Annotated in this window: 16 protein-coding genes and 1 pseudogene; 8 read left to right on the forward strand and 9 right to left on the reverse strand. The window is 70.0% G+C overall.

Features of this window, described 5'->3' with window-relative positions; translation table 11 throughout:
- Window positions 1-4: 4 nt before the first annotated feature.
- Window positions 5-4,495: a hypothetical protein gene (locus tag E0500_RS19800; RefSeq protein WP_181587057.1), complete on the reverse strand. Its 4,491-nt coding sequence runs from the start codon at window positions 4,493-4,495 to the stop codon at window positions 5-7.
- 1,912 nt (window positions 4,496-6,407) lie between these two features.
- Between E0500_RS19800 and E0500_RS45440 the strand changes: the two genes are divergently transcribed.
- The gene (locus E0500_RS45440) at window positions 6,408-7,103 is read left to right on the forward strand and encodes an HD domain-containing phosphohydrolase (RefSeq protein WP_131570344.1); all 696 of its coding nucleotides are present in this window, start codon (window positions 6,408-6,410) and stop codon (window positions 7,101-7,103) included.
- Window positions 7,104-7,888: 785 nt separating this feature from the next.
- On the opposite strand, the gene E0500_RS43115 is transcribed toward E0500_RS45440, so the two are convergent.
- On the reverse strand, window positions 7,889-8,005 hold the full coding sequence (locus tag E0500_RS43115; protein WP_131570342.1) for an AraC family transcriptional regulator: 117 nt from the start codon (window positions 8,003-8,005) through the stop codon (window positions 7,889-7,891).
- A 179-nt stretch (window positions 8,006-8,184) separates the two neighbouring features.
- On the opposite strand from E0500_RS43115, the gene E0500_RS19815 reads away from it, so the two are divergent.
- Together E0500_RS19815 and E0500_RS19820 are read left to right on the forward strand one after the other, a co-directional pair.
- A complete protein-coding gene (locus tag E0500_RS19815; protein WP_131570340.1) occupies window positions 8,185-8,604 on the forward strand; it encodes a hypothetical protein in 420 nt (139 codons plus the stop codon).
- A gap of 102 nt (window positions 8,605-8,706) precedes the next feature.
- On the forward strand, window positions 8,707-9,666 hold the full coding sequence (locus E0500_RS19820; RefSeq protein ID WP_131570339.1) for an ankyrin repeat domain-containing protein: 960 nt from the start codon (window positions 8,707-8,709) through the stop codon (window positions 9,664-9,666).
- Window positions 9,667-9,803: 137 nt separating this feature from the next.
- Here E0500_RS19820 and E0500_RS19825 read toward each other — a convergent pair whose 3' ends face one another.
- Both E0500_RS19825 and E0500_RS19830 read right to left on the reverse strand, forming a co-directional pair.
- Window positions 9,804-10,925 (reverse strand): HAMP domain-containing sensor histidine kinase, encoded by a 1,122-nt coding sequence (locus E0500_RS19825; protein ID WP_131570346.1) that lies wholly within the window; start codon window positions 10,923-10,925, stop codon window positions 9,804-9,806.
- A complete protein-coding gene (locus E0500_RS19830) occupies window positions 10,918-11,613 on the reverse strand; it encodes a response regulator transcription factor (protein ID WP_131570337.1) in 696 nt (231 codons plus the stop codon). The genes E0500_RS19825 and E0500_RS19830 overlap by 8 nt, the downstream gene beginning before the upstream one ends.
- 129 nt (window positions 11,614-11,742) lie before the next feature.
- Between E0500_RS19830 and E0500_RS19835 the strand changes: the two genes are divergently transcribed.
- Together E0500_RS19835 and E0500_RS19840 are read left to right on the forward strand one after the other, a co-directional pair.
- Complete coding sequence (locus E0500_RS19835; RefSeq protein WP_131570335.1) at window positions 11,743-12,399, forward strand: M15 family metallopeptidase; 657 nt, start codon at window positions 11,743-11,745, stop codon at window positions 12,397-12,399.
- A 47-nt stretch (window positions 12,400-12,446) separates the two neighbouring features.
- A complete protein-coding gene (locus E0500_RS19840) occupies window positions 12,447-13,526 on the forward strand; it encodes an endonuclease/exonuclease/phosphatase family protein (RefSeq protein ID WP_131570333.1) in 1,080 nt (359 codons plus the stop codon).
- 165 nt (window positions 13,527-13,691) lie between these two features.
- Here the strand turns inward: E0500_RS19840 and E0500_RS19845 are convergent, their stop codons facing one another.
- Both E0500_RS19845 and E0500_RS19850 read right to left on the reverse strand, forming a co-directional pair.
- On the reverse strand, window positions 13,692-14,450 hold the full coding sequence (locus E0500_RS19845) for an SDR family oxidoreductase (protein ID WP_131570331.1): 759 nt from the start codon (window positions 14,448-14,450) through the stop codon (window positions 13,692-13,694).
- 805 nt (window positions 14,451-15,255) lie between these two features.
- Complete coding sequence (locus tag E0500_RS19850) at window positions 15,256-17,622, reverse strand: glycogen-debranching protein (protein ID WP_220140552.1); 2,367 nt, start codon at window positions 17,620-17,622, stop codon at window positions 15,256-15,258.
- A 438-nt stretch (window positions 17,623-18,060) separates the two neighbouring features.
- On the opposite strand from E0500_RS19850, the gene E0500_RS19855 reads away from it, so the two are divergent.
- Window positions 18,061-19,542: a PHB depolymerase family esterase gene (locus tag E0500_RS19855; RefSeq protein ID WP_131566824.1), complete on the forward strand. Its 1,482-nt coding sequence runs from the start codon at window positions 18,061-18,063 to the stop codon at window positions 19,540-19,542.
- A 256-nt stretch (window positions 19,543-19,798) separates the two neighbouring features.
- Window positions 19,799-20,371, forward strand: a complete 573-nt coding sequence (locus E0500_RS43925; protein ID WP_258572856.1) for a hypothetical protein — start codon at window positions 19,799-19,801, stop codon at window positions 20,369-20,371.
- Window positions 20,372-20,393: 22 nt separating this feature from the next.
- On the opposite strand, the pseudogene E0500_RS43930 reads toward E0500_RS43925, so the two are convergent.
- A pseudogene (locus E0500_RS43930) lies at window positions 20,394-20,627 on the reverse strand (BlaI/MecI/CopY family transcriptional regulator); the annotation flags it as partial.
- A 60-nt stretch (window positions 20,628-20,687) separates the two neighbouring features.
- Between E0500_RS43930 and E0500_RS19865 the strand changes: the two are divergent.
- Window positions 20,688-21,410 (forward strand): phosphatase PAP2 family protein, encoded by a 723-nt coding sequence (locus tag E0500_RS19865; RefSeq protein WP_131566878.1) that lies wholly within the window; start codon window positions 20,688-20,690, stop codon window positions 21,408-21,410.
- Between the two features lie 607 nt (window positions 21,411-22,017).
- On the opposite strand, the gene E0500_RS19870 is transcribed toward E0500_RS19865, so the two are convergent.
- The gene (locus E0500_RS19870) at window positions 22,018-23,502 is read right to left on the reverse strand and encodes an aldehyde dehydrogenase family protein (protein ID WP_131566828.1); all 1,485 of its coding nucleotides are present in this window, start codon (window positions 23,500-23,502) and stop codon (window positions 22,018-22,020) included.
- Window positions 23,502-24,650 carry a cation diffusion facilitator family transporter gene (locus E0500_RS19875; protein WP_131566831.1) on the reverse strand — a complete coding sequence of 383 codons (1,149 nt, stop codon included), beginning with the start codon at window positions 24,648-24,650 and terminating at the stop codon, window positions 23,502-23,504. Before E0500_RS19875 ends, E0500_RS19870 begins: the two co-directional genes overlap by 1 nt.
- Window positions 24,651-24,656: the final 6 nt, after the last annotated feature.

A 24,656-nucleotide genomic window follows, 5' to 3' on the forward strand; every position in this document is an offset into this window, starting at 1 on the left:
GCAGTCACAGGTCGCCGCCGATCGCCTTGATGGACCGGAAGGTGACCGGGTCCAAGGTCTCGCCCTTGTCGGTGACGTCGAGGACGCCGAGGAGGTCGAGGCGGGCCAAGAGCCGCTCCACGGCGGGCAGCGCGCCCTCGGCGTCGCTCTCGTACAGACGCGCCTCGTGGAAGGCGGCCTGAAGGTCGCCTGCGGCGGCGACGGCGACCCCGGTGCGGTGCTCCTCCTCGGTGTAGAACTGCGCCCAGGCGGCGAGTCGGCCGACGTCGTCGGAGCTCAGGCCCGCCAGTTCCAGGTGGGCCTTGGCACGCTCCGGTACGGTCATCTCGGCGCGCAGCTCGTCGAAGACCTCCTGCTGACGCATGCCGGAACGGACCTTGTGCATGGCCAGTTCCACCAGCATCGGCCAGCCGCCGGTCACCTCGATCAGGCTGCGCCGCTCACGCGGGGAGCCGAAGGGCGACTCGGACCAGGCACGCACGCTGTCCACCGTCCACCGCTCGGGGCGCACCAGTCCGGCGGCCGACACCACGCCCGCGGCGGTGTCCGGGTCGCACAGGACGACGGCATAACGGCGGGGCACGGACGACGAGCTGTCGGAGCGAGGCTGGGTGATCCGGGTGTGGTCCAGGAGCCGGTCCGTGGCCTCCTGCAGCCGGGCTGTGTCCCGGCCTCTGAGGTCGACGAAGAGCAGCCGGGAGCCGCTCTTGCGGCGGGAGTTGGCCGTGATGAACTCGGTCAGGTCGTCGTCCGGTCCGATGCGCACGACGGTCAGGTCGTGGCCGTCGATGTGGAGCTGGATGCCGCGCTCCACCAGGTCCGCGCTGAGCGCCGGGGTGCAGGGCACCAGCGTGGTGCGGGTCGGTTGGGTGAGGATGTCGCTCAGCTGCCCGTCGGTCAGCGGGCTCATCCGCTGCACCCGGGTCCGCCGGTCAGTACCGAGTGAACGGCGGGCGACGCTCGGGTTGTAGTCGTAGGGCAGGTCGAACTGCGTGTCGCGCAGCTCGTTCTCCAACTCGGCCTGGGTGCCGAGCATGTTCACCACATTGGGGCTGCGCATGGCGTAGACACGCTCATCCCCGGGAAGCCGGATCAGCAGGCCCAGGTTGACCATCTCCTCGAGGTAGATGGTCAGCTGGCGCTCGGAGTTGAGTGGAAAGCCGTCCGGCCAGCGCTCGTGGGCGCGCTCGAGGAGTTCGGCGGGCCGGTACCCGTGCCCGTGGCCCTGCTCCAAGCTGCGCAGGGCAATCAGCAGGGCGAGGACGCGGTAGCGGTCCTCCAGGTTGATTGTGTAGCGAAGGCGCTCCGCGATCAGCCCGCGAACATCCTCCATGCCGGCCACTTGCTGGACGTCCTCCCAGGTGATCGGAGCGTGCCGGCCATCGGCGGGCATGGAGCGCTGCTGCATGTAGGCGACCAGGCGGTCGCAAAAAATCTGCAGCAGGTTGGCCTGGTAGTTGGTCAGGCCGAGGATGTGCCAGACGAGGTCGCGGGTCTCAAAGGTGAGACCCACCGCCGCCATGGGCTCCTCCACCAGCTCCACCGCGTCCTGCGGTTTCAGCGGGCCGACCGGCACGTCGCGGCCGCCGTGCGCGGTGACCACGTTGATCAGCCGGTTGAAGCGCTGGACCTGGTGGAGACCGGCGAACACCACCTTGAAGTTGCGCCCGGTGTCCTCCATCAGCCGCTGCAGTCGTTTCACCGTGGGGAACGTGGACTGGCCGCCGCCGGTGTAGACGGCCTGGGCGTCCGCCGTGAGAAACGCGTCGGCCTCGTCGGCGAGCAGCAGCAGACGGCGCTCGGGCCGCTCCTCGATCCACTGCTGGACCTCATTCGCGATCACATTGCCCGGCGCGCGGTCGGCCACGCTCTCGCTGATCACGCCGCGCCTCTTCAACTCGGTCAGCAGCATCCGCCAGATGCCTTCCGGTGGCTCCGCGTGCCCGATATCGGCCTTCATCAGGTCGACGTACACGGCGACCCGGTTCTCTTGGTCGTCTTTCTGGAACACCTCCACGGCCTGCCTGAGCAGGGACGACTTGCCGAGCTGGCGCCCCCCGAAGAGGAAGATCGGCCCCTGCGGGTCGAGGACGGCGCGCATCTCGTCTGTGCGGCCCTTGAACACCTCGGGCGGCACCAGACCCGCGACATGCGGGGTGTACGGGGTGTAGCCCGTCCACGGCAGGGAGACTTGCTGGACGGCGCGGAAGGAGCGTGGCGCGTGCGCGGCCACCCAGCCGACCACGGCCGGGTCGACGACCAGCGCTTGGTGGCTCCGGCCTCGCGACTCCTGCGCGAGGCTGCGACGGCCTTCGACACCCAGCGGCTGCGTGTACAGAATGATGTTGGCTTCGATCGCCGATGCCGGCAAATGGCGTAGCGGGCCCTCACCCCGCAACTCGTCGGTGATGACCACGACTTTGTACATGCGGCGGGCATACGAACCGAGGGCGGCGACGTAGCCGGGCGTGCTCTCCGTGATGTCGGCCCGCACGCTCAGCCGGGTGACGCCCCACCTGGCCTCTTCCACATTGGGTTGCGAGGCGTTCAGGCCGAGCAGCCGCAGCACGCTGACCACCGCCTTGCCGACCTTCCGGGCGTCCCTCAACTGCCCCAGCCGGTCCCAGGCGTCGAGGCCGGAGACGGCGTTCTGCACCAGCGCCTCGCCCGAGGCGTAGTGGTCCGCCCACCAACGGGCGCTGCCGCCGGACGAGTCGGGCCTGGGTGCGTCCGGGGCGGCCACACCCGCCAGGAAGCGGGAGAGGACTTCTCCGGCCGGCTCGGCCGGCTCCGGCAAGGGCTGCCCCCGACGGGCGAACGTCAGGAGCTCCTCCGCCGCCACCGTCTCACCGCGGTCCAGGAGATCGCGGATCCGGCTCGCGTCCTGCTCCGTCAGCCGCACCTGCCCGAGCTGGCGGCGCAGGTCGTCGCTGCGGTCCTGCTCCAAGAGGCGCAGGTCCTCGGCGACCTGCTCGACGGCGCGCAGACGCTCCCCGAAGCTCACGCCGTGGCCCTCGCCCTCCAAGTCCAGCAGACGGCCGGTGAACTCGCGCTCGACCTCGTGAGTCAGCAGGTTCTGCGCGCGGACCCGGGCCAGCGCCAGTTGGGCGCTGCGGTGCTCCTTGACGCACTGGTCCTTCCACTGGCCAGCCGCATCGGAGAGCGCCTGCCGCTGCTCGGCGAGCTGGACTGCCGTGAGCTCGACGCCGGGCACCTCGCCCCGGGATATCCGGTTCAGCAGACGTTCGGCGAGGTGCAGGTCACCGTGGGCGCGGTGCCAGGCGAGGGCGCGGGCCGGGTCATGCGGGCTCAGCATGTCCGCGAGCACGGGGAACGCCTCCGGGGCGGCGACGTCGGGCAGGTACCTGCCGTTCTCCGAGCGCCAGGACAGGCCCGGCAGCATCAGCAGCGCGTCCGCCGGCGGTGGGAACCGGATGTCCTCATCCCTGGGCCCGGGCGTGTAGGAACGGTCGAGCCATCGCACCAGCAGGTCGAACAGCGCGCCGCCCACACCCGGGGGCCGCCCCGCCTCCCTGGCGGCCTCGAGCGCCGCCAGCAGCTCGGGACCGATGGCGCCGCTGCCCGAAGCCGTCGGCGCCTCGGCGGCGCGCAGGGCCGCCCTCAGGAGGTCCTGGACGCTCTTGATGTGCGTGCGGAGCTGAAGGCGGGCGCCGGAGTGGATGTCGTTCTTGGCCTGCTTGGTGGTGCGCTTGACCCGGTCGGTGTCGTCGATCAGGCGGTCCGCGGCATCGATGCGCCGGAAGTGCTCCTCCATCAGCCCGGACAGCTTCTCTGCGCCGGACTTGCCACCCTTACTGGCCCACTCCTCAATGGCGTGCAGGGTCGCGCCGAGTACCCCTTCGGGCCCGGCCAGCGTCTGTAGGACGACCGTGGCCCGCTGGTAGCGGATCTTCCGCTTCGGCAGGTCGACCGCGAGCTGACGGGCCTGGTCGGCGATCTTCTCGAACCGGTTGGCCTCTGCGGCCGCGACGCCGGTGCGCAGACCTCCCGGAGTGATCTCCGCGCCCTTGAGGACGGCGAGCACCAAGCCGTCGAGAGCCTTTGCCCAAGGGTCCGGAAGCCCGGGGACGGACGTGTGGTCGCCGGTGAGGGCGCTGCTCGCCCAGTGGGCCGAGATTCCGCTACGTACGGCTGCCGTCAGTACCATGAACTGGGCGTCGCGGTCGTCCTCCAGGGGACGGCTTCGCGTGACGGCGTCCAGGAATTCCTCGGCCTTCACCTGCAGGTCGGAGGCTGAGGCGGGCGAATCGTGGAACGCGGCGTCCGCGAAGGCAAGGGCGAGCGTGCGGTGTTCCGACACGCCGGCGGCACGGCTCACCCAGTACGCCTCGGCGAGTCGGCCCTCGGCGGCCAGGGCTTCCACGGTGGCTTCGGCTCCGGCCCAGCCTTCGGCCGAGGCGGGATTCGCTTCGTCGGCGTCGGGCTCGGTGTGGGACGGCGCATGGGGGCGGGGGCGGGGGGACAGTGGCCTCACGCTGGTTCCCACCGGTCCGGGCCTCGTCGTCGTGGTGTTCGCCGCAGCCGGGGGAGGTGGCCTCCCACCGGACTTGGGTGGCGCCGGTGTCCTGGGCCGCCACCGCCTCGGGTTGGTCAACGGCTTCGGTCTCAGGGTCAGGGAGGACGACCGCCGTCGTCGCTGCCGCGACCGGTTTCGGGGTGTTCCCGCTGCTGAGCGAGTCCCCGGTCCCCTCGTCCTGAGACGCAGGCGTGTCGCCTTGTCCGCGAACCCCGTCGTCCGCGCCGTGCGGAGTGATTTCGCCTTCCAGGCCGGGGATTTCATCCTGGGGAGCCCGGCCGGAGTCCGTCTCGCCGCTCCCTTCGTCCGGAGGGACACGATCCGTACCGGCGCTCGCCGCGGAGTCGCTCTCCGCCTCGGACGCCGTAGTGTCGGCCACCGGTTCACCATGGAGCTCACGGAGCTTCCGCTCGAACTGCGCGACCTGGTCGACGAGGGTCTGCCGCATCAGGTCACTGACGGCCTGCTCAAGCAACCCCTCCGCCTCGTCGCGCGCCTGCACGACCTTGGCGATCTCCTCAGCGATCCGCCCCCGTTCCCGTTCTTCCTCGCGAAGCCGCTCGGTCAGCGCCGCGGCCTCGACCCAGCCGGCATCCGGACCCCAGGGGTCGGAGGGCTCCGCGCCTTCGGCCGCCGCGGGTACCGCCTCCGCGAAAGCCTCGGCGAGGGACTGCCGTTCCCGCATCCAGGACGTCACGGCGCTCAGCAATGCCTCGTGTCCGGCAGGCTGCCGTCCGTCCCTGATCGCGGCGGCGAACGCCTCCAGCCGGTTCACGAGTTCAGCGGCTCCCTCGCGAAGCCCGGTCGTTCGCAGCGACAGGATGTCGGGGGCCAGCACAGTCGGTGCCTGAGCCCTCGCCGTAGAGTCGGCGTCCTCGCCGACCGCCGCTCCGCCTTCCGTCTCATCACCCCATATCGCCGGGGTGCAGGAGGGGCGCTCCCAGATGTCGGCCGCCACCGGTTCTCCCTTGACGGCCACCGCCCTCCGGAGTTCCTCGCCATGGCTCTCCGTGAATCGGTGAGTCGGCAAGTGCGTCGCGAACGTCAACCCGTACAAGACCAGTTGCGCGAGTTCGGGCGGCAGCATCTCGAGCATCCTGACGAGCTGATCCAGATCCGGGTCCTCAAGGAAGTCCCCCTGGCCCAGCTCCACGAGCTGCGAGCAGCCGACACGCAGGCCGCAATAGCACAGGACGTGCAGGGCTTCCTCCGGAGCCCGGCTGATCCAGAGCCGTGCGCCCGGCGGTCGCCGACGAGAGGCGGGGGCGGGTGCACCGGGGTAGTTCAGGAGTACCGGACTGTGAGCCTTCTCGACGTGGCGCATCATCCGCAACACCAACTGCGGCCTCCCCAGCAGCCACTGCCGGAAATCAGAAACGGAATGCATCGCCCAGCCCCCTTGCGTCCCCGGTACTCAGTCCGTGGCCAGCAGGCCAGCAGCCCTACGGACCCCCCCCGTGAATCACTCCGGTCGAGCCTCGTACCGAAAAGTGTGATGTGCAGCAGTCTTACCAGAGAACGCCGACAAATGAGCGCCCGTCAGCACGGAATGTGTACGCCCGAAGTTGCCACGCCCCTCGTATGTCACACTTCCTCAGTTGCTCTCGCTGACTGCCCCGACGCGGTCCACCACGGAACCCGGAACGGTTCAACCGAATACGCTCCGTGGCTGACCGGTCGTCCAACGGTGTGGGTGTCTCGCTCAGTCGGTCTTCCTCCCGGCGTGCGGTCCGGGGCGGGCCACCGAGTCGCCGCGCCGTGAGGAGGCGGCCGGAGCGGTAGGGATGGGGGAACCGTGGGTGCCAGGTGTGCTGAAGCGCCGGATTGTTGACACGGCTGACCGTCGGCCAGCCTCCGAGGGCTTTGTCGCATGTTCTCAGAACTACGGCCTGCCGTCGCCACCCGGCTACGTTGCGCGGCTCGGCCGCACGACCTGGGGCGGGCCGAGGTATGCGCCGATGTGTGCGGCCGGCCTGGGCCGTTGAACATCGCTGACATGCAGCGAGTACGGATGCACACGTACTGGAGCCAGCGAGTGCTGGAGCGCGTGCCCACGCTCGCACCGTCGGCACCCGCCGCCGCACACCATGAGCGCCTCGACGGCAGTGGCTACCACCGCGGTGACTTCGGGATCCGTATTTCTCCTACGGCCCGCCTTCTCGCCGCTGCCGGCGTGTACGCCGCACCGACCGAGCCGCGGCCGCACCGGAACGCCTGCACCGTCGACGAAGCGGTCGGACAACTGACGTGCGGAAGCGGACTCCAGCACCCTGGGCCGTGCCGCGTGCGGCCTCGCACTCCGGGCCGCGGGCGGACGCGGCCCCGCCGTCAGGCCGGGCTCACGGCGCGGGAGATCGAAGTACTGCGACAGGCCGCCGATGGCCTGACCAGCCATCAGGCAGGCGCGGAGTTGTCCTGCCAAGCCGCACCCTGGGCCATCGCCTCGGGAACGTCTGCGAGAAGACGGAGCGGTGGATCCGGGCCTGGGTGGCCCTCTTCGCCGTGCAGCAGCCACCGGGTCGACGGCAACGAGATTTTCGTCCGTCCCACCGCTGGCCATGTCTGAGCCGATCACCTGCCGCGTCTTCACCGCTCATGGTGGGGACGGGGCAGCGTCATCCACCACGCGGCCGTACGGGACGGAAGTCGGTCGTTACTCGCCGCCGCGTACGCCCGGCGGCGCCGCCACGCACGACAGCCAGGGTCGGGACCGCAGGGTCGTCTGCCGCTCACGCCGTCTTTTCCCTGGGCAGATCGTGTCAGCGGAAGAGATCGGCGGGTCAGGGCTCAGCGACCGATCGTGCCGAGGGCAGGATGGACTGCGTCCTCGACGATTCCTTCAAGCCAAGAGAAGTCGTCCACAGGCACCCCACCGCTTCCCGCTGCCGACCCCCGTCCCAGCCTCCCGAGTCTGCGGACGGCGTCCTCCTCTCGTGACGCTCGTTTGACGCTCCGGGGCTGGGTCAGCTACTTGGGGAGCCGAAAAGGAGCCTCTGACCTGGAACTTCCTGCCCGTACGCAATCTGACGTCATTCCGATGACGCATCATGTGGAGTGCGTGGCGATTCTGGAGCCCGCAACAAAGGGCCTCTGAACAGCAGTTTCATGGATCCGGGAGATCTGCTCGACCTGTTTCCGGATCCTGGGCGGGTACATCGTCTGGAGTACGTCGTGATGCCACCGGACGCTGTCGCTGCTGACGTACGACAACCGCTGTCAGGTCTCATCACGCACAAAGCCGGCGGCTGCCCGTTCCCGCTGCCGCCAGGCTCCGGGCGGAACTCCGTGGTGGCGGCGGAAGGCCGACGCGAAGGGGTCGCGGGCGAGGATCAGCCACCATTCGGTCAGGTACTACATGGGGGTCCGGCTGAGCGCCTCCCGAAAGGCACGCGCGAAGGCGGCCCGGGACAGGCCGCTGATCGCGGCGAGTTCGGGGACCGTCCACGGGTGGGCCGCGTTCTCGTGCATGGCCTGCGGCGCGGCGCTCAGCCGCGGGTCCGCGGACGCCCGGTACCAGCGCGGTGCGGTCCGCTGCGGCGGAAGTCGCTGCGGATGGCCAGCACGAGAAGGAGGTCCAGCAGGCGGTCGAGCACGATTTGCTGGGCCTGCTGGCTTGATCCGTCAGCCTGTCAGCTACGGTGCCGGCCATGGACAGCAGCTTGTACGTGCCCTGGTTCTCAGTCGGGGAAGCCGACGAGGACGCGTTTGGGACGCTGGATGGTGCATGGCGCAGGTTCGTGTCCGTACTGCGTGAGCGGGCCGTTTCTTTGCCGTGCGACCCCGATGACACCCTCATCCTGCGCCCTGAGGAGACCGGATTCGCGCATCTGCTGGCTCTGCTCTACGTGGTGAGGCCTGAAACCAATTCCGTTTCCCACGTCTACGGTGCGTTCTTCGACGGACAGGGCGTGCTCGGCACCGAACTCCACAACCAGATGTACATTCCCCTCCACGGCGGGATGCTTCGCGTGGCCGGTTCACCCGGTCGATGCGCGGAACTGACTGCTGACTGGTTCGACCACATCCTGCGGGACCAGGCCGACAACCCGGCCGCTCCGATACCGTGATCTTCATGTCCGAGCTGCGGCTTGTCGCCGGTCATGACGGGTGCGTGAGCGCTGCTGATGGCGACGTCGGCGTCCGCCATTCGGATCGTGGCTGGAGGGGGCATGGTGACAGCAGAGGACGACGGCTGGGCCGGAATGGGCTGGGACTGGAAGGACCATGACGACATCCGCCGACGCCTCGACCAGGGGGCCGACCCAGAGGCATGGAACGGGGGGCGGCCCCTGCACCGTGCGGCGGTGTTCGGCTCTCCGGAGGTTGTTGCGGAGCTGGCCAGGCGGGTTGCGGACGTGGACGCGCTGGAGAACGGAGTGACGGCGTTGTGGGATGCCGTCGTGTCCAGGAACCCGGACAACGCACGGGCCCTCGCTGCTGCCGGGGCCAATCCGTGGCGGCAGTCCATCGGTGGCTGGTCGCCGGGGCGGCTGAGCCTGGCTGGGCCGACACCGGACCTTTTCGCCGTGCCGACCGGTGAGCACCTGACCGATGCAGAGCGCGCGACGGCTGAGGAGGCCATGCGACTCATCGGGGCGCTGGGCAGCTTCCACTACGAGGGCATGGGTCTGGCCTGCGTGGCCGGGATCGACGCGGCCGAGGCGGTACGCCGCCTGGAGGCGACGCCGGCGCAGGACGAGGTTGTCGGTGAGGTGCTGGAGGATCCGTACGCGTTCGAGATGGACGAGACCCTGCATATCGTCGGTGTGACATCCGTGCCGGGCGGCTGCGTCGTGAGCCAGCCATGGGGGTACGCGCCGCAGGTGCCGGGCGTGCTGACGCGGCTGTCCATCGGGACCGTCTGCTACGGCTTGTACGCGAACCCCAAGAGCGGCAACCAGGGCAGCATCGCCCGCGACGGGTCCATAGAGGGCTCGGCTCGGCACACGTGCGGTGGGCCGTACGAGGGCAACACCGCCGAGGAAGTCCTGGCCTCCTACCTCTACCAGTACAACCCGGTGGCCTTCTCCTGCTCCTTTGTAGGGCTGCGCCTGACTGATGCGCGCGCGGTCATTGGACCTCCCGATCTATGGGTCCAACTGCCCCAACGCGACTACTGGAGGCAGTAACAGCGGCGAGGCCGCTGCGCCGGTGAAGCCGAGGGAGACGGCGTCCATGGACGTCACAGAGGTCTTCCAGCAACCCGAGTCCGCGACCGCATCCACACCATGGGCCGTCTACGGCCTTGCCCTCCAGCTCGCCGTGTTCAGCCGCAGGGGCGTGCAGCCGGGTCTGTCGCGGGTAGTTCCACAGTGATGCGGATTCCGCCGGCAGGGCGCGGGGTGAGGGTGAGTGTTCCGTCGTGTGCGTGGGTGATGGTTTTGACGATGGCCAGGCCGAGGCCGACGCCTGCGTGGTCGGTGCGTATGCGTTCGGTGCCGCGCTGGAATGGTTCGGTGAGTGTCGAGACCAGCTCTGGGGTGAGCTTCTCGCCGGTGTTTTCGACAGTGAGCACCACAGTCCTGGGGCGGACGCTGGTATTGACCCACACGGTGCCCTGCGCGGGCAGGTTGTGGACGATCGCGTTGTGCACGAGGTTCGTGGTCAGCTGCAGCAGGAGCGCCGGCGATCCGATCGTGGGGGTGATGTCGCCGCGGGTCTCGACGGTGACGCCGTGCTTTTCCGCGAGGGGGAGGAGTGTTTCGGTGGCTTCTTCCGCCATGAGGGACAGGTCGACGTGTTCTCGGGTGAAGGACCGCTGGTCAGCGCGGCTGAGCAGGAGCAGCGCCTCGGTGAGGTCGATCGCTCGGGTGTTGACGGCGTGGAGGCGGTCGATGATTTCGCCGGTGTCGCGGTTCGGATCGGTGCGGGCCACGTCGAGAAGTGCCTTGGAGACCGCGAGCGGGGTGCGTAGTTCGTGAGAGGCGTTGGCTGCGAATCTTCGCTGTTCGGCGACGTGTGCTTCGAGCCGCTCCAGCATGCCGTCGAAGACGTCGGCGAGTTCGCGGAACTCGTCTTTGCGGCCAGGTAGCCGGATTCGGTGGGAGAGCGATCCGGTCGAGGCCAGGCGGGTGGCGCCGGTGATGCGAGTCAGCGGGCCGAGCATCCGGCCGGCGAGGATCCACCCTCCCACGAGGCCGAGCACCAGCAGGAATGCCAGTACTGCGGCGGCCCTCGGAGCGAAAACGCGCAGAAGGTTGGACCGGATGGGAAAAACGCCATGGGAGGAATTGCCAGTGGAGCCGGGGATGATGAGCGCACGGTCGGGGACGTAACGCAGGAGGAACAGCCACACAGCCGCGAGCAGCAGGGTGCCGGCAAGCATGATGAATCCGGTGTAGCTGAGGGTGAGTTTGAGGCGAACACTCAACCCAGGTGCTCTATCCACGCTCGCCTCCCTTGTGACCGGCCTCCGGCTGCGTGTCGATGCGGTAGCCGACACCTGGCACGGTGGCGATGATCCAGGGTTCTCCGAGACGTTTGCGCAGTGCCGAGACGGTGATGCGCACGGCGTTGGTGAACGGGTTGGCGTTCTCGTCCCACGCGCGTTCCAGGAGTTCTTCGGCGCTGACGACACCGCCATCGGCGACGACGAGGACTTCGAGCACTGCGAACTGCTTCCTGGTCAGCGCGACGTAGCGGCCATCCCGGTAGACCTCTCTGCGGAACGGGTCGAGGCGCAGACCTGCGATCTCCCGCACGGGAGGCCTGCTGTGGGCGCGCCTGCGGTCGAGTGCTCTGAGCCTGAGCGCGAGCTCTTGCAGTTCGAACGGCTTGGTGAGGTAGTCGTCGGCGCCGAGTCCGAACCCTGAGGCCTTGTCGTCGAGACGGTCGGCCGCGGTGAGCATGAGGATCGGCATGTCGCTGCCGGAGGCGACGATGCGTGTGGCGATCTCGTCACCGGACGGTCCGGGGATGTCGCGGTCGAGGACGGCGATGTCGTAGGCGTTGATGCTCAGCAGTTCCAGAGCGGTGTCGCCGTCACCTGCGATGTCGGCCGCGATCGCTTCGAGGCGCAGGCCATCGCGGATGGCTTCTGCCAGATAGGGCTCGTCCTCGACAATCAATACACGCATGCCATTGAGGCTACGAGCCGGAACATATCGTCGGCATATCGGAAACCACATACGTGCCGGCAACACCGCGCTGTCTTCACTGGCGGTATGCGTCACACCCCACCATCAGCACGAACAAGCAGCCGCCGGATGCGGCGGCTTCTTGTCGTGGGCCTGATCGTCGTCCTTGCAGCGATCGCCGTAGCCCTCGGCTACCAGCTGCCGAATTCCTCGTCCCCCTCGGCGGCGTCACCGTCCCGCTCGGTTGCACCGCTGTCCCGTCCGGTCGCACCACCGTCCCCCTCGGGCGCACGGCTCACTCATACGTATCGCAGTGAGCGCCGTGGTGTGCTCGGCGAGGCCGGCGGTGTCGTCCCTGACGGCGTGACGGTCTTCGACGACGACATTCCGGCTGTGGCCAACATCGATCCAGCACTGCTCAAGGCCCTCCGCCTGGCTGCACGGGCTGCCGCGGACGACGGAGTCGAGTTCTACGTCAACAGCGGCTGGCGTTCACCGGCGTACCAAGATCAGCTCCTTCGCGAGGCGGTCTCCACGTACGGGTCCGAAGACGAGGCCGCCCGATGGGTGGCCACCGCGGCGACGTCTCCTCACGTGTCGGGGGACGCGGTCGACATCGGGCGCTCCACGGCGACGGCGTGGCTGTCCGAGCACGGTGCCGCATACGGGCTGTGCCAGATCTACAAGAACGAACCCTGGCACTACGAGCTGCGCGGCAACGCCAGCGATCGTGGTTGCCCGCGCATGTACGCCGACCCCACCCAGGACCCGAGGATGCAGCAGTGACCAGCACTTTTCATACGGGCAGCACCGACGGTGAGCGAGGACGGACGATGACGCAGGTGGACACGACGGAGCCCGCACAGGCTCGCGGCGGCCACCGGGATACCGGCTCCACCACCTGGCGCGCGGGCATCCGCCGGGCGATCCACATCGCCTCCCGGCCGGGGCCGTGGAAGCGCGGCCCGGTGCTCGCGGCGCTGGCGCTGCTGCTGGGCCTGTTCATCATGCTGCACGCCTGGATCCCGAACCGGATCGGGGGCCTCGGCAGCCTGGCGGAGACCTTCCTGCCGTGGTTCGGCCTGTTCATCCCGGTGCTGGCGGCCGGGGCGCTGTGGCGTCGCTCCGCCTCCGCGGTGGTCGCGCTGCTGCTGCCGGTCACGGTATGGCTGAGCCTCTTCGGCGGGCTGCTCAGCGACAAGTCCCACTCGGGCAGCGCCCTCACCGTGGCCAGTCACAACGTCGGCGCCGACAACCCCGACCCGGCCGGCACCGCCCGCGACCTGGCCGCCTCCGGCGCGGACGTGCTGGCCCTGGAGGAGATCACCCCGCAGGCGAAGCCGCAGTACGAGAAGGAGCTGGCGAAGACGTACCCGTACCACACGGTGCAGGGCACGGTCGGGCTGTGGAGCAAGCTGCCGCTGTCGGACACCAAGCCGGTCGACACCAAGATGGACTACGGGCCGCTGGGGGACACAAAGCCGGTCGACATCAAGATGGGCTACAACCGGGCGCTGCGCACCACGGTGGCCACGGACCAGGGTCCGCTGGCGGTGTATGTGGCCCACCTGGGGTCCGTACGCGTGCTTCCCAGGAATGGCTTTTGGACGGACAGCCGGGACCGCGGCGCGCAGGCGCTCGCCGAGGCCGTCGCCGCCGAGCCGAACGAGCGGGTCGTGCTGCTCGGCGACCTGAACGGCACCACGGACGACCGCGCGTTCGCCGGCATCACCTCGCAGCTGCACTCGGTCCAGGACGCGGCCGGCGACGGTTTCGGCTTCAGCTGGCCGGCGAAGTTCCCGGTGGCGCGGATCGACCAGATCCTGGTCCGCGGCGTGGAGCCGGCAAGCTCGTGGGTCCTGCCGGCCACCGGCAGCGACCACCTGCCGGTGGCGGCCGGAATCAGCTGGTGAACAGCGCGTCAAGCCTCCAGATCCGCGCCGCGCGCAACGACGACCAGATCCTGGTGCGGCCGCACTGCTGCACGCCGATTCGGGGGTAGGTCGCTGAGCCGACCGTCGGTTCCGGGCCCCCGGGCGTCGATGCAGCCGTGGAGCCCTGGGCTGCTGATCGGGCGATCAGTGCGCGACGAGTTGCTGGCCGCCGTCGATGTCGTAGGTGGCGCCGGTGAGGGCGCTGTTGGCCATGATGTGCAGCGCCAGCGCGGCGACATCCGCCGGACCGACCACCCGGCCAATGGGGAGTGTCTTCCTCAACTGCTCCCGGCGTGCCTCAAGTTGGTCACCCAGCAGGGCGGCCGACAGGGGGGTGTCCACAAACCCGGCCGCGATGAGGTTGACCCGGACCGGGGCGACCTCCAGTGCCAGGTTGGCGGTCAGCGCCGGCAGCGCCGCGGTGAGAGCGCCCATCACGGCCATCCCGACCGCCGGCTGCCGGCCGCCGGTCCCGCCGATGAACAGCAGCGTTCCTCCGGGCCTCACCTTCTCCCGGCTCGCCCGCGCCGCCGCCAGCATCATCGCGATACGCCCGCCGAAGTCACGTCCGGCGTCGGCCAGGTCGATGTCGGCGAGGGGTGTGTACGTCGGGCCGCCCGCCGTGACCAACACATGGTCGACCTGCCCGGGCAGGTCGTGCAGGAAGTGCTCCAGGCGATCGGTGTCGAAGGCGTCGAACGCGGCCGTGCTCAGGGGACTCAGCTCGTCCGCCGCCTGCTGCAGACGTTCGGCGCTGCGCGCCGCGAGTACCACCTCGCCACCGGCCGCGCGTACTTGTCGCGCGGTTTCCAGACCGATACCCGCGCTGCCTCCCACCACCACGACCGTCTGGCCGGCCAGTCCTCCGGGTGCCGGACGGACTCCTTCTTCGGCCGCACTCACGGGAGATCACCGCCGTCCGGACGCGGTTCCCTTGCGTCCCTCCAGTCATCACGCATGATCACCTCCGTGTCCGACTCCATACGGGCCGACGATCAGAAGAGCCGTCTCGTCCGGTCGGTCCTGTGTTTCAGAAGCCTGGACAGTTCCCAACAGGTCAGCAAACGGATCGATCGCTGCTGGGATGCAACACAGAGAGGGCAGGTAGGAGGCAGTCCGGGCCCTCTGCCACAGACCACCGTTCACGAGGCTTCAGTCTGTCACCCGTCCCGCCGAGGCGCATCCGGGCTCCGGTACCCGGAAGGCACGGCGATGCCCCGGACAGCGGGGGCGGTTCCGGTCTTCGAGGCCGCCCGATTCTCACCGGATGAACGCGGCACCGACAGTCATCGGTGAGTCCCAGAACAGCGTGGGATGCCTTCGGGCTGGGATGCCTTCGGCGTGGCCGGCGAGCACCGGGAGACGGTGCTGGGGCTCGACGCGGTGCCCGAGCGGCTGCGCGGGGTGGGCTGCGCGGCGGCGGTCGAGGACGAAGAGTGTTTCACCTGCTGTGCGGTCGGCGGGGCCGTCGGCGGCGGGTGGGCGGCCTCGGTGCTCCGTCGCCGTGTACTACTACACCCCGACCCGGAACTGGTCCGGCCGTGGACCACAGGTCACCGTTGTAGTGGGACTTGCCGGAGAGGGTGGTCAGCGGCCGGGGCCGCCGCCTTCTGCCGGGTCGGAGTGGGCGGTTCACGGTGGGGGAACTCCTCGTGCCGGGGCCGAGGTGGGGATACGGCCGGGGGGTGGTGCTGTTGCGGTCCGGCGGTTACTTGGCGATCAGGACCAGTGCGGCCCGGCCGCCCAGCCGGTAGACGGTGCCGGTGCCGCCGATCAGGGCCTCGCTGCCGGGGCGGGCGACCTGGTCGGTGCCTTCAGCCCAGGTGGAGGTGTCGGTGACGCGGTACCAGGTCTTGCCCACCCCGGGGGACGGGAGTGTGAAGTCGACGTCGCCCGACCAGCCGTTGTAGGCGACGTAGATAGCGCTGCTGGGATCGCCGAGTTCGGTGCCGTCGTAGCGCCAGGCGAGGGCGTGGTTGTCGGGGTTGCCCCAGTAGGTGCCGTCGGGTGCGCTGCCTGCGGGGGTGAACCAGTCCAGTTCGCCCATGCCGTTGCCGTTGCCGTCTGCGGGACTGTAGAAGTCCGCCGGGCGCAGGGCCGGGTGTGCCTTGCGGAAGGCGATCATGCGCTCGGCATAGGTGCGGAAGGTGCTCTGGTCGGCGGTCCGGTTCGTGGTGAGCCAGTTGGCCGAGGAGTCCAGGTTGTAGGGGTTGTTGTTGCAGTTGGTCGAGCGCAGGTACTCGTCGCCGCCGGTCATCATCGGCGTACCGGCGGACAGCATCAGCAGGGCGAGACCGTTGCGGGCGGCCTTGCGTTGATCGGCCGCGTTGCCGGACTGGTCCCAGGACAGGTTGCGGTCCGAGCCGCCGTCGGACGGGCCGTACGGCCAAGGCTGGTTGTTGTTCTTCGTGTTGCAGCGGTACAGGTCGGCGAGGGTGAACCCGTCGTGCGCGACCACGAAGTTGACGGAGTTGAAGGGTGCGCGGCCGTTCGGCTGGTAGAGGTCGGAGGAGCCGGCGAAGCGGGTGGCCAGGTCGCTGGGGGTGACGTTCTCCACGCCCAGCGCGTTCTGGTCGCGGCGCACGGTGTCACGGAACTTGTCGTTCCATTCGGACCATCCGGCCGGGAAGTTGCCGACCTGGTAGGTGCCGCTGCCCAGGGCCCACGGTTCGGCTATCCAGTCGGTGCCGGATCCGCCCGGGGCGGGACGGGCGGGCATCAGGGCGGTGATGCGGTTCAGCGCGGTGTTCGGGTCGGTGCGGCTGTACTGGAAGCAGCCGTGCCGGCAGGTGTTGCCGAGGACCGGCGCGAGGTCGAAGCGGAAGCCGTCGACGCCGAGGGTGTCCTTCCAGTACGCCAGCGAATCCGTGATCAGGTCTCGTGTGACGGGGTTGTACGTGTTGACGTTGCCGCCGACGCCGGTGTTGTCCCACGGACTCTGCATGTCACTGGTGAGTGAGTAGTAGGTGGGGTTGTCCAGGCCGCGCAGGGAGAACAGGTTGTAGGTGTTCTTGTCGCTCGCGTTCCAGGGGCCGCCCTCACCGGTGTGGTTGTAGACGACGTCGGTGAAGACCTTGATCCCTTTGTCGTGGAACGCTTTCACCATCTCCTTGAACTCGCGGGTGGGACCTCCGGCGCTCTGGTCGGCGGCGTAACGGCGGTCCGGCGCGAAGTAGTTGAGGGTGGAGTAGCCCCAGTAGTTGTCCCCGGCCGTGCTGGTCGGGTTCACGTCGTTGGCGTCGTTCTGGGTCTCCTGCACGGGCAGGAACTCCACCGCGGTGACGCCGAGAGCGGCCAGGTCGGCCGCCTTGAGGGCAGCGCCCTTGTAGGTGCCGCGGTAGGCGGTGGGCACGGACGGGTCGCTCTTGGTGAGTCCGCGCACATGCACTTCGTAGACGACATCGTCCTTGAGGGCCCGGGTGGGCTTGGTTCCGGTGCTGGTGGCGTCCGCGGCCAGGACGATGCCCTTGGGGGCCTGTGGGGCGCTGTCGACGGCGCGGTGCTGAGGGCCGGTGCCGTAGACCGAGGCATCGGTGGCGGTGGGGGTGACCGGGTCGTGGGTGAGCTCACGGGCGTAGGGGTCGGTCAGCAGCTTGTTCGGGTTGAACCGGTTGCCGGCCGCGTCGACGTCCGTGACGAAGCCCGCGGTTGAACCCTTGGTCCACGCCGCGTTGTAGGGCCAGTTGGGTCCCCAGGCCCGGTAACCGTAGTAGACGGGGCCGGTGATGCCGTACTGCTGCTCGAGCGTGGCCTTGGGGACCGTCACGGACCAGACGTTGGTCGCGGAGTCCTTGGTGAGCTGGAGGGCGGCGGCCTCCTGGCTGCCGGTCGCCGTCCGGTACAGGTACAGGTCGATGCGGGTGGCGCGGGAGGAGTAGATCCGGAACTCCACGTTCGCGCCGGTCGCGTCGTAACGGGCGCCCAGCGGTCCGCCGCTCGCGGCCGCGGCCGGGGTGGTGAGGCCGTCGAGGGCGAGCGGTGCGGCGAGAGCCGCGGTGGCGGCGAGGACCGCTGTGGCGGTGCGTATGCCAAGGCGGCGTCTTCCGGGCGTGCGGGCAAGGGGGAACGAAGACACGGCGGCTCCTGAAGGTAGGCAGGGAGAGCCCCCGGCGCCGGTCCCAGGCGCCGTTGGTTTGAAAGCAGTTGCTGAATCTTGCCGAAAAGTAGTGCAACCTTTGAGTGCGGTAAAGGCCTCGCGCACGATTGGAAGGCCCGCAAACAGCGCGGCGACCGCGATGGCGGCCTCCAGCTCGCTGAGCTGACGTCGGCACGCGCCGGCCCTCGCCCCGGCAGCCGCATCGCGTCCGCTGCCGGGGCCGTTGTCGTGCCGCAGTGGTGCCGCAACGGTGCCGGACCACAGCCCGTGCCCGCGCGGGGTGGAGCGCATCGCCATTACCACGCCGACCGGACGGCCGTAACTTCGCCGTAACTACGGGACGGTGCAACGGTGTTCAGCGCCGGACCACCGAGGCGCCCCCGTCTCTCCCCCCATCGCGACCACCGAGGCGGCACCATGCATCCACGCACCCCACACGCTCCGCTGCTCGGCCCCGCCCGCACTCCACGCTCGCGCCGCGCCTTCGCAGCGGCTCTCGTCCTCTCCCTCATCGCCCTCGTCCTCGGCTTCACCTCCGCTCCGGCTCGGGCCGCGAGCCTGAAGGAGGTGACCGGCTTCGGCTCCAACCCGGGCAATCTGCAGATGTTCCGCTACGTCCCCGACGGACTGCCGACCGGGCGTCCGCTCGTCGTCGCCCTGCACGGCTGCACCCAGTCCGCGGCGGCCTACGACGACGAGACCGGCTGGACGAAGTGGGCCGACGCCTGGGGCTTCGCGCTGGTGCTGCCCCAGCAGAAGGCGATCAACAACGCCAACTCCTGCTTCAACTGGTTCCAGTCCTCGGACTTCTCCCGGGGGCAGGGGGAGGCGCTGTCCATCAGGCAGATGGTCGACCGGACGGCCGCCGACCACGGCACGGACCCCGCGCGCGTCTACGTCACCGGCCTGTCCGCCGGCGGAGCGATGACCTCCGTCATGGCCGCCTCCTACCCGGACGTCTTCAGCGGGGCGGCGGTGGTCGCCGGCATCCCGTTCGACTGCGCCCGGTCGGTGTCGGCGGGGCTGAGCTGCATGAACCCCGGATCCGACCTCAGCCCGCGGCAGTGGGGCGACAAGGTGCGCGCCGCATACCCCTCGTACTCGGGCCCGTATCCGACGATGTCGGTCTGGCACGGCTCCGCCGATGGCACGGTCAAGCCGATGAACATGACCGAGATCGTCGAGCAGTGGACCGACGTGCACCGCACGGACACCGTCGCCGACGTCAGTGACACCGTCCAGGGCTACCCGCACAAGGTGTACCGCGACGGCTCCGGCAGGGACGTGGTCGAGTCGTACTCCATCACCGGCATGGGCCATGGCCAGCCGGTCGACCCGGGCAGCGGAGCCACCCAGTGCGGCGTCGCCGGCCAGTACTTCCCGGACATGAACATCTGCGCCTCGTACCGGATCGGCCAGTTCTGGGGTCTGGCCGCCGCGGACGGCGGCGGCAGTCTGCCCGCGCCGTCCGGGCTCACCGCCACCTCCACCACCGACACCTCGGTCTCGTTGTCCTGGAACACGGTCGCGGGTGCGGCCTCCTATCGTGTCTACCGCGGCGGCGCCCAGGTCGGCACGCCGTCCTCGACCTCCTTCACCGACACCGGGCTCTCCTCCGGCACCACCTACGGCTACACCGTGGCCACCGTTGACGGCTCCGGCGAGGTGGGTGTGTCCTCGGCAGCCGTCCAGGCCACGACCACCGGCGCGACCCACCAGTGCTACTCCGACAGCAACTACAACCAGGTGGCCGCCGGCCGGGCCCACCAGAGCCTCGGGTACGTCTACGCCAACGGCTCCAACCAGTACATGGGCCTGTACAACCTGTTCGAGACCCACACCCTGGAGGAGACCGGCCCCGGTTACTTCGTGATCGCCGACTCCGGTTGCCCCTCCTGAGCCCGGAGATGTAGTCCGACTCCGCAGTGCAAGCAGGTGGACGGCGCCCGCCTCCTCCTCGACACTGCCTGCGGCGGTCGAGCGGGATGGATCGCTCGGCCGCCGCGAAGTACTCGTCGCCGACACCCGCTTTGATGGCGCGGCCCTGCATCTCGATGGCCGCGCCGCCGTGTGCCGCGGCCGCCGTGGTCAGCGGGTTGTGGATCAGGCCGAAGGCGACCCGCGTTGACCGTCACGGCGGTGGCGGCCCCACTCCTTGGCACGCCCGCCTGACCGCGCAACTGCCCTACCGGTCGAGGACCTGACCCGTACGGCGAACCCCACGGGGCACGTCGGCGAGCTCCGTCGCGCGGTGGAGGAACGCCTGGACCGCGCACACCACGACGACCTGCTGCGCGTACTCGAACAGCGCATGCCGTACGCGGCGCAGAACATCGTCCTGGAGCGGCTCCCGCAGTCCGTGCGCTCGGACGACGCGGCCCATGACCTGCTACGGCGACTGCTCGCCGTCGATTTCCAGGTGACTCCCGCTCCCGAGGAGAAGCTGCTCGGCCCCCTGCACGCACGGCGCACCGCCGGCATGACCTGCTGGTTCTTCCGATGGCTCGTGCAGCCTCGGGCCGCGGCTCACGCCGAGGAGGTCGCCCGTTTCCTCGGCGGACTCGCGTCGGACCAGGGCGAGACGGCCCGTCTGGTCCTGGAGGAACTCCTGGTCGACGCGAGCCACGACCGTATCCCCGAACTACCCGCGGTGGCATGGCTGGCCGTCGTGCGCGGGCTGTACGAGAGACGTGGTGCGCCCCCTTCCACGGCGGCTCCGGGCTTCTGACGTCCAGCAGCCGGCGCAGGACCGTCGCCCGGTGGCTGTCACGGTCGAGTTCGCCGTACATGAGCAGGGCGGTCAGGCCGTGCGGGTCATCTATGGGCCGGTAGGCGTAGCCGCGGCCCTGTCGCCCCCGTTCCAGGGTGCCTTTCGCGTGCAGCCGGGAAAGGATCGTGGTCACGGTCGGCCGGGCCGGGTCGGAGGCGAGTTCGGCGTCGTGTACCCGGCCGTCCGCGAGGAAGGGACTCACGCCGATGACCACACCCGTGGCCCCGTCGTCCCAGCCGACGGTGTCCCCGCTGCGTCCGCTCCTGCCGGCCTCGTGAACCGCAGGGACGTCGCCGAACTGGCCGGCAGCACTGGCCTTGGCACATGGACGGCGTTCGCGGTGCTGGCCATGAGCGTCGTGGCCGGCGCCGGGCAGCCGCTCTGGCCCGACCCCGCTCTGCTCACCTGGGCCGTTGGCCACCGTCCGGAGATCATGCGTGCCCTGGCACGTGGCGTGACCGCCACCGGCACGGGCGCGATCCCGTACGTCCTCGTCGCGCTGGCCGGTGCCCTGGTCGGGCGGACCGTGCGGCAGCGGCTGCTCGCCGTGGCGTTCGGCCTCGCCTGCCTCGCCACCGGGCAGGCGCTGCGGTACGGCGTGATGGAGCTCCTGCACCGGCCGCGCCCGCCGCAGGAGGCCTGGACGGCGCACGCGAGCGGCTGGGCGTTCCCCTCGGAGCACAGCACCACGGCGGTGCTGACCGCCGGTCTGCTCGTCCTCGCGCTCACCCTGCGCGCCCCGCGCGGCGGCACGGCCCTGCGCGTTGCCGTCGGTTGCTGGGGCCTGACGGTCGGACTGACCCGTGTCTACCTCGGTGTGCACTGGTTCACCGATGTCGTCGGCGGCTGGTTACTGGCCGCCGGCTGGCTCGGGGTGTGCGTGTGCGCCGCGGCCCACTGGCTGCCCAGGGCCTTCCGGCCCGAACCGGCCGACTCGGAACCGGAGGGCCGTGCGCCGCAAGATCCCGGTCGCGAAGGAGGATCAGGCCCTGCGTGAAGTACTGCGCCACCGCCCGGACTCGGCCCTCCGGCCAGGGGACCGACTGCGGGATCGAAGGCGCGGTGACATCCGCACCGTCCGTGTGGTGAGGGCGATACGGTCCTGGGGATCAGCCGGACGACGGCGCTGACTGTGCTCGTCGCGGCGGTCGTCCTGGCCGCTGGGGAGGGATACTCGCCGCGCGCAGGCTGCGCGCGGCGAGGACCACGGGGGCACAGGAGGCCACCGTGTGAGCTTGAAGTGCACCGGGTCCCGGGCCGGGCGGCCGTGCGGTCCCGGGCCTGACCACTGTCCCCCGCACCGGTCGGCCGGACAAACCGACCGGTGCGAGTGGTGGCTGCGGCGCGATCAGGCGCGCAGGGCGTCCAGAACCCGGTGACAGGCGCCCGCGGTCTGCCGGACGGCCACTGCGGCGCGGCGGAGGGCCGTCCCGCGGAGCCGGCCGCCGACGACCATGCGGCCTTCAACGACGAAGGACGGACGGTGGGCGCCGGCTTCGGCTGTGCTCGGATGGGCAGCGCTCCAGGGTCCCGAGCTTCCTGGGACGGTCGCAGCACTCCTGGCCAGCACCGCGTCTGCACGGTGCGAGCCCTCTGACTCGCGGTCAGTCCGTGGGCACGCTCTGCTGCCGGATGGCCACGACCTTGGGTTCCGTCATGGCCTCCACGGCGGAGCGGATGCCCTCCCGGCCGACGCCGGAACGCTTCGGGCCGCCGAACGGCATTGCGTCGATGCGGAAGTCGCTGCTGTCGTTGACCATCACAGCGCCCACACGCAGGCGTTCCGCGATCGTGACGGCCTGGTCGAGGTCCCGGGTGAAGACGCCGGCCTGCAGGCCGTACGGGGTGGCGTTCGTCCTCGTCACGGCTTCGTCGATCGTGGCGAACGAGTGGATGGTGACGACCGGGCCGAAGATCTCCTCGGTCATCAGCCGGGCGTGCTCGGGTACGCCGGTCAGTACGGAGGGCCAGTAGTAGGCGCCCTCGCGGCGGCAGCCCGCGCGGGCCACCGCACCGCCCTGCAGCGCCTCCTCGACCCATTCCCCGACCCGTATCGCCTCCCGTTCGTGAATGAGCGGGCCGACGTCCGTACGGGGATCGGACTTGCTGCCCACACGGAGCGCGCGGGCCCCGGCCGCCACCTGCTCGATGAACCGGCGTGCCAGCGGCGCGGCGACGAACACCCGTTGTACGGAAAGGCAGTTCTGCCCGGCCACACCGAAGGCGCCCTCCACCACGGCGCGGGCCGCCAGTCGCCAGTCCGCGTCGGCCAGGACCAGGACGGCGTTGTTGCCGCCGAGTTCCATGAGGGTCTTCTTCGCTCCGGCGGCGCGCGCCACCGCATCCCCGGTCCCCGGTCCGCCGGTGAAGGACACCAGGTCGACGAGGGGATGGCCGGCCAGTGCCCGTCCGGCCCGGCTGCCGGAGCCGGGGACGACGGCGAACCGGTCGGCGGGTACGCCCGCGTCCAGCAGGATCTGGGCGAAGGCCAGTGCCGTCAGCGGCGTGCGCTCGGCGGGTTTGAGGACGACGCCGTTGCCCGCCACCAGAGCCGGGCCCAGTTTGTGGGCGACCAGGTTGAGCGGGTCGTTGAACGGCGTGATGGCGGCGACCACGCCGACGGGCTCCCGTGTGTACCAGCCGAGGCGGCCCTCGCCGCGCGGTGTGTCGGCGAAGGGCAGGGTCTCGCCGGTGAGGTGGCCCGCCTGCGCGGCGGAGAGCCGCAGCGTCTCCGCCGCACGGAAGATCTCGCTCCCCGCCTCCCGCACGGTCTTGCTGCTCTCCCGCGAGATGATCCCGATGAGCAGTTCCCGGCGTTCGAGGACCAGCGCGGCGGCCGCCGTCAGGGCTTCCCGGCGCTCCCACGCCGGCCAGTGCGTGCCGTGGGCGGCGGCAGCGACGGCGCGTACCGCCTCCTCGACCTCCGCTTCGGTCGCGTCGGTGACATAGCCCAGGAGACTGCCGTCCTCGGGGTCGTGCACAGGGAAGGACGCGGTGCCGTCCACCCAGCGGCCGGACCACATCGCGCCGCCGGGCGGCTGCCAGGTCAACGGTCTGACCAGTGCCGGTGCGGAGTTGGGCGTCGCCATCACGACACCTTGGCGAAGTGGTGGGCGACTGCGTGGTGGACGTCCTGCTCACCGTCGCCGCTCGGACTCACGTGCACCAGGGCGTCCTGCAGCTTCGGGACGCCGTGCAGCAGTTGATGCCGTATCTCCTCGGCGATGTCGTGCGACTCGACGAGCGACTTCTCGCGGTCGACGACCACGGCCACCTCCGCGTGCACCCGGTGCCCGAGCCAGCGCATACGGACCGTCTCGATCTGGACGACACCGGGCACACCGGAGATCCGCTCCTCCGCCGCGGCGACCATCTCCGGGTCCACGCCGTCCATCAGCCTTCGGTAGATGTCGCGGACCGCGCCGCGCAGCACCAGGAGGATGGCGACGGTGATCAGCAGGCCGACGATCGGATCGGCCAGCGGGAAGCCGAGCAGGACGCCGACCGCGCCGAGGACCACCGCGAGCGAGGTCAGTCCGTCGGTGCGGGCGTGCAGTCCGTCGGCGACGAGCGCGGCGGAGCCGATGCGGCGGCCCACGCGGATGCGGTACGAGGCGACGAGCTCGTTGCCGGCGAATCCGATGATGCCTGCGGCCACGACCAGCCACACGTCGTTGATCTCCTGGGGGTTGCGCAGCCGCTCGACCGACTGCCAGGCGGCGACGACCGCCGAGACCGCGATCATGAGGACGATGAAGAGGCCGGCCAGATCCTCGGCGCGTCCGTAGCCGTAGGTGTAGCGACGGGAGGCGGCGCGGCGGGCCAGCGCGAAGGCGGCCCACAGCGGCAACGCGGTGAGGGCGTCGGAGAAGTTGTGGATGGTGTCGGCGAGCAGCGCGACCGAACCGGAGATGGCGACGACGACCAGCTGCAGCAGCGCCGTCACCATCAGGGCGACCAGGCTGATCTTGAGGGCGCGGATGCCGTCCTCGGACGACTCCAGTGCAGTGTCGGTGGAATCGGCGGCGTCGTGGCTGTGGGGGCGGAAGATCTCCAGGAAAGCGCCGCGGAGACCCCCGGGGTGGCTGTGACCGTGACCGTGGTCGTGCCCATGAGCGTGGCCGTGGTCGTGTCCCTCAGCGTGGCCGTGCGCGTGGCCGTCGTGCTGGTGCTTGTGCCCGTCACCGTGCTGGTGGTCGTGCGGCTGGTGAGCGGCCTCGTGTTCGTGCGTGGGCATGTGATT

Source organism: Streptomyces sp. KM273126 (genome assembly GCF_004337435.2).
In the GTDB taxonomy this organism is placed as follows: domain Bacteria; phylum Actinomycetota; class Actinomycetes; order Streptomycetales; family Streptomycetaceae; genus Streptomyces; species Streptomyces acidicola.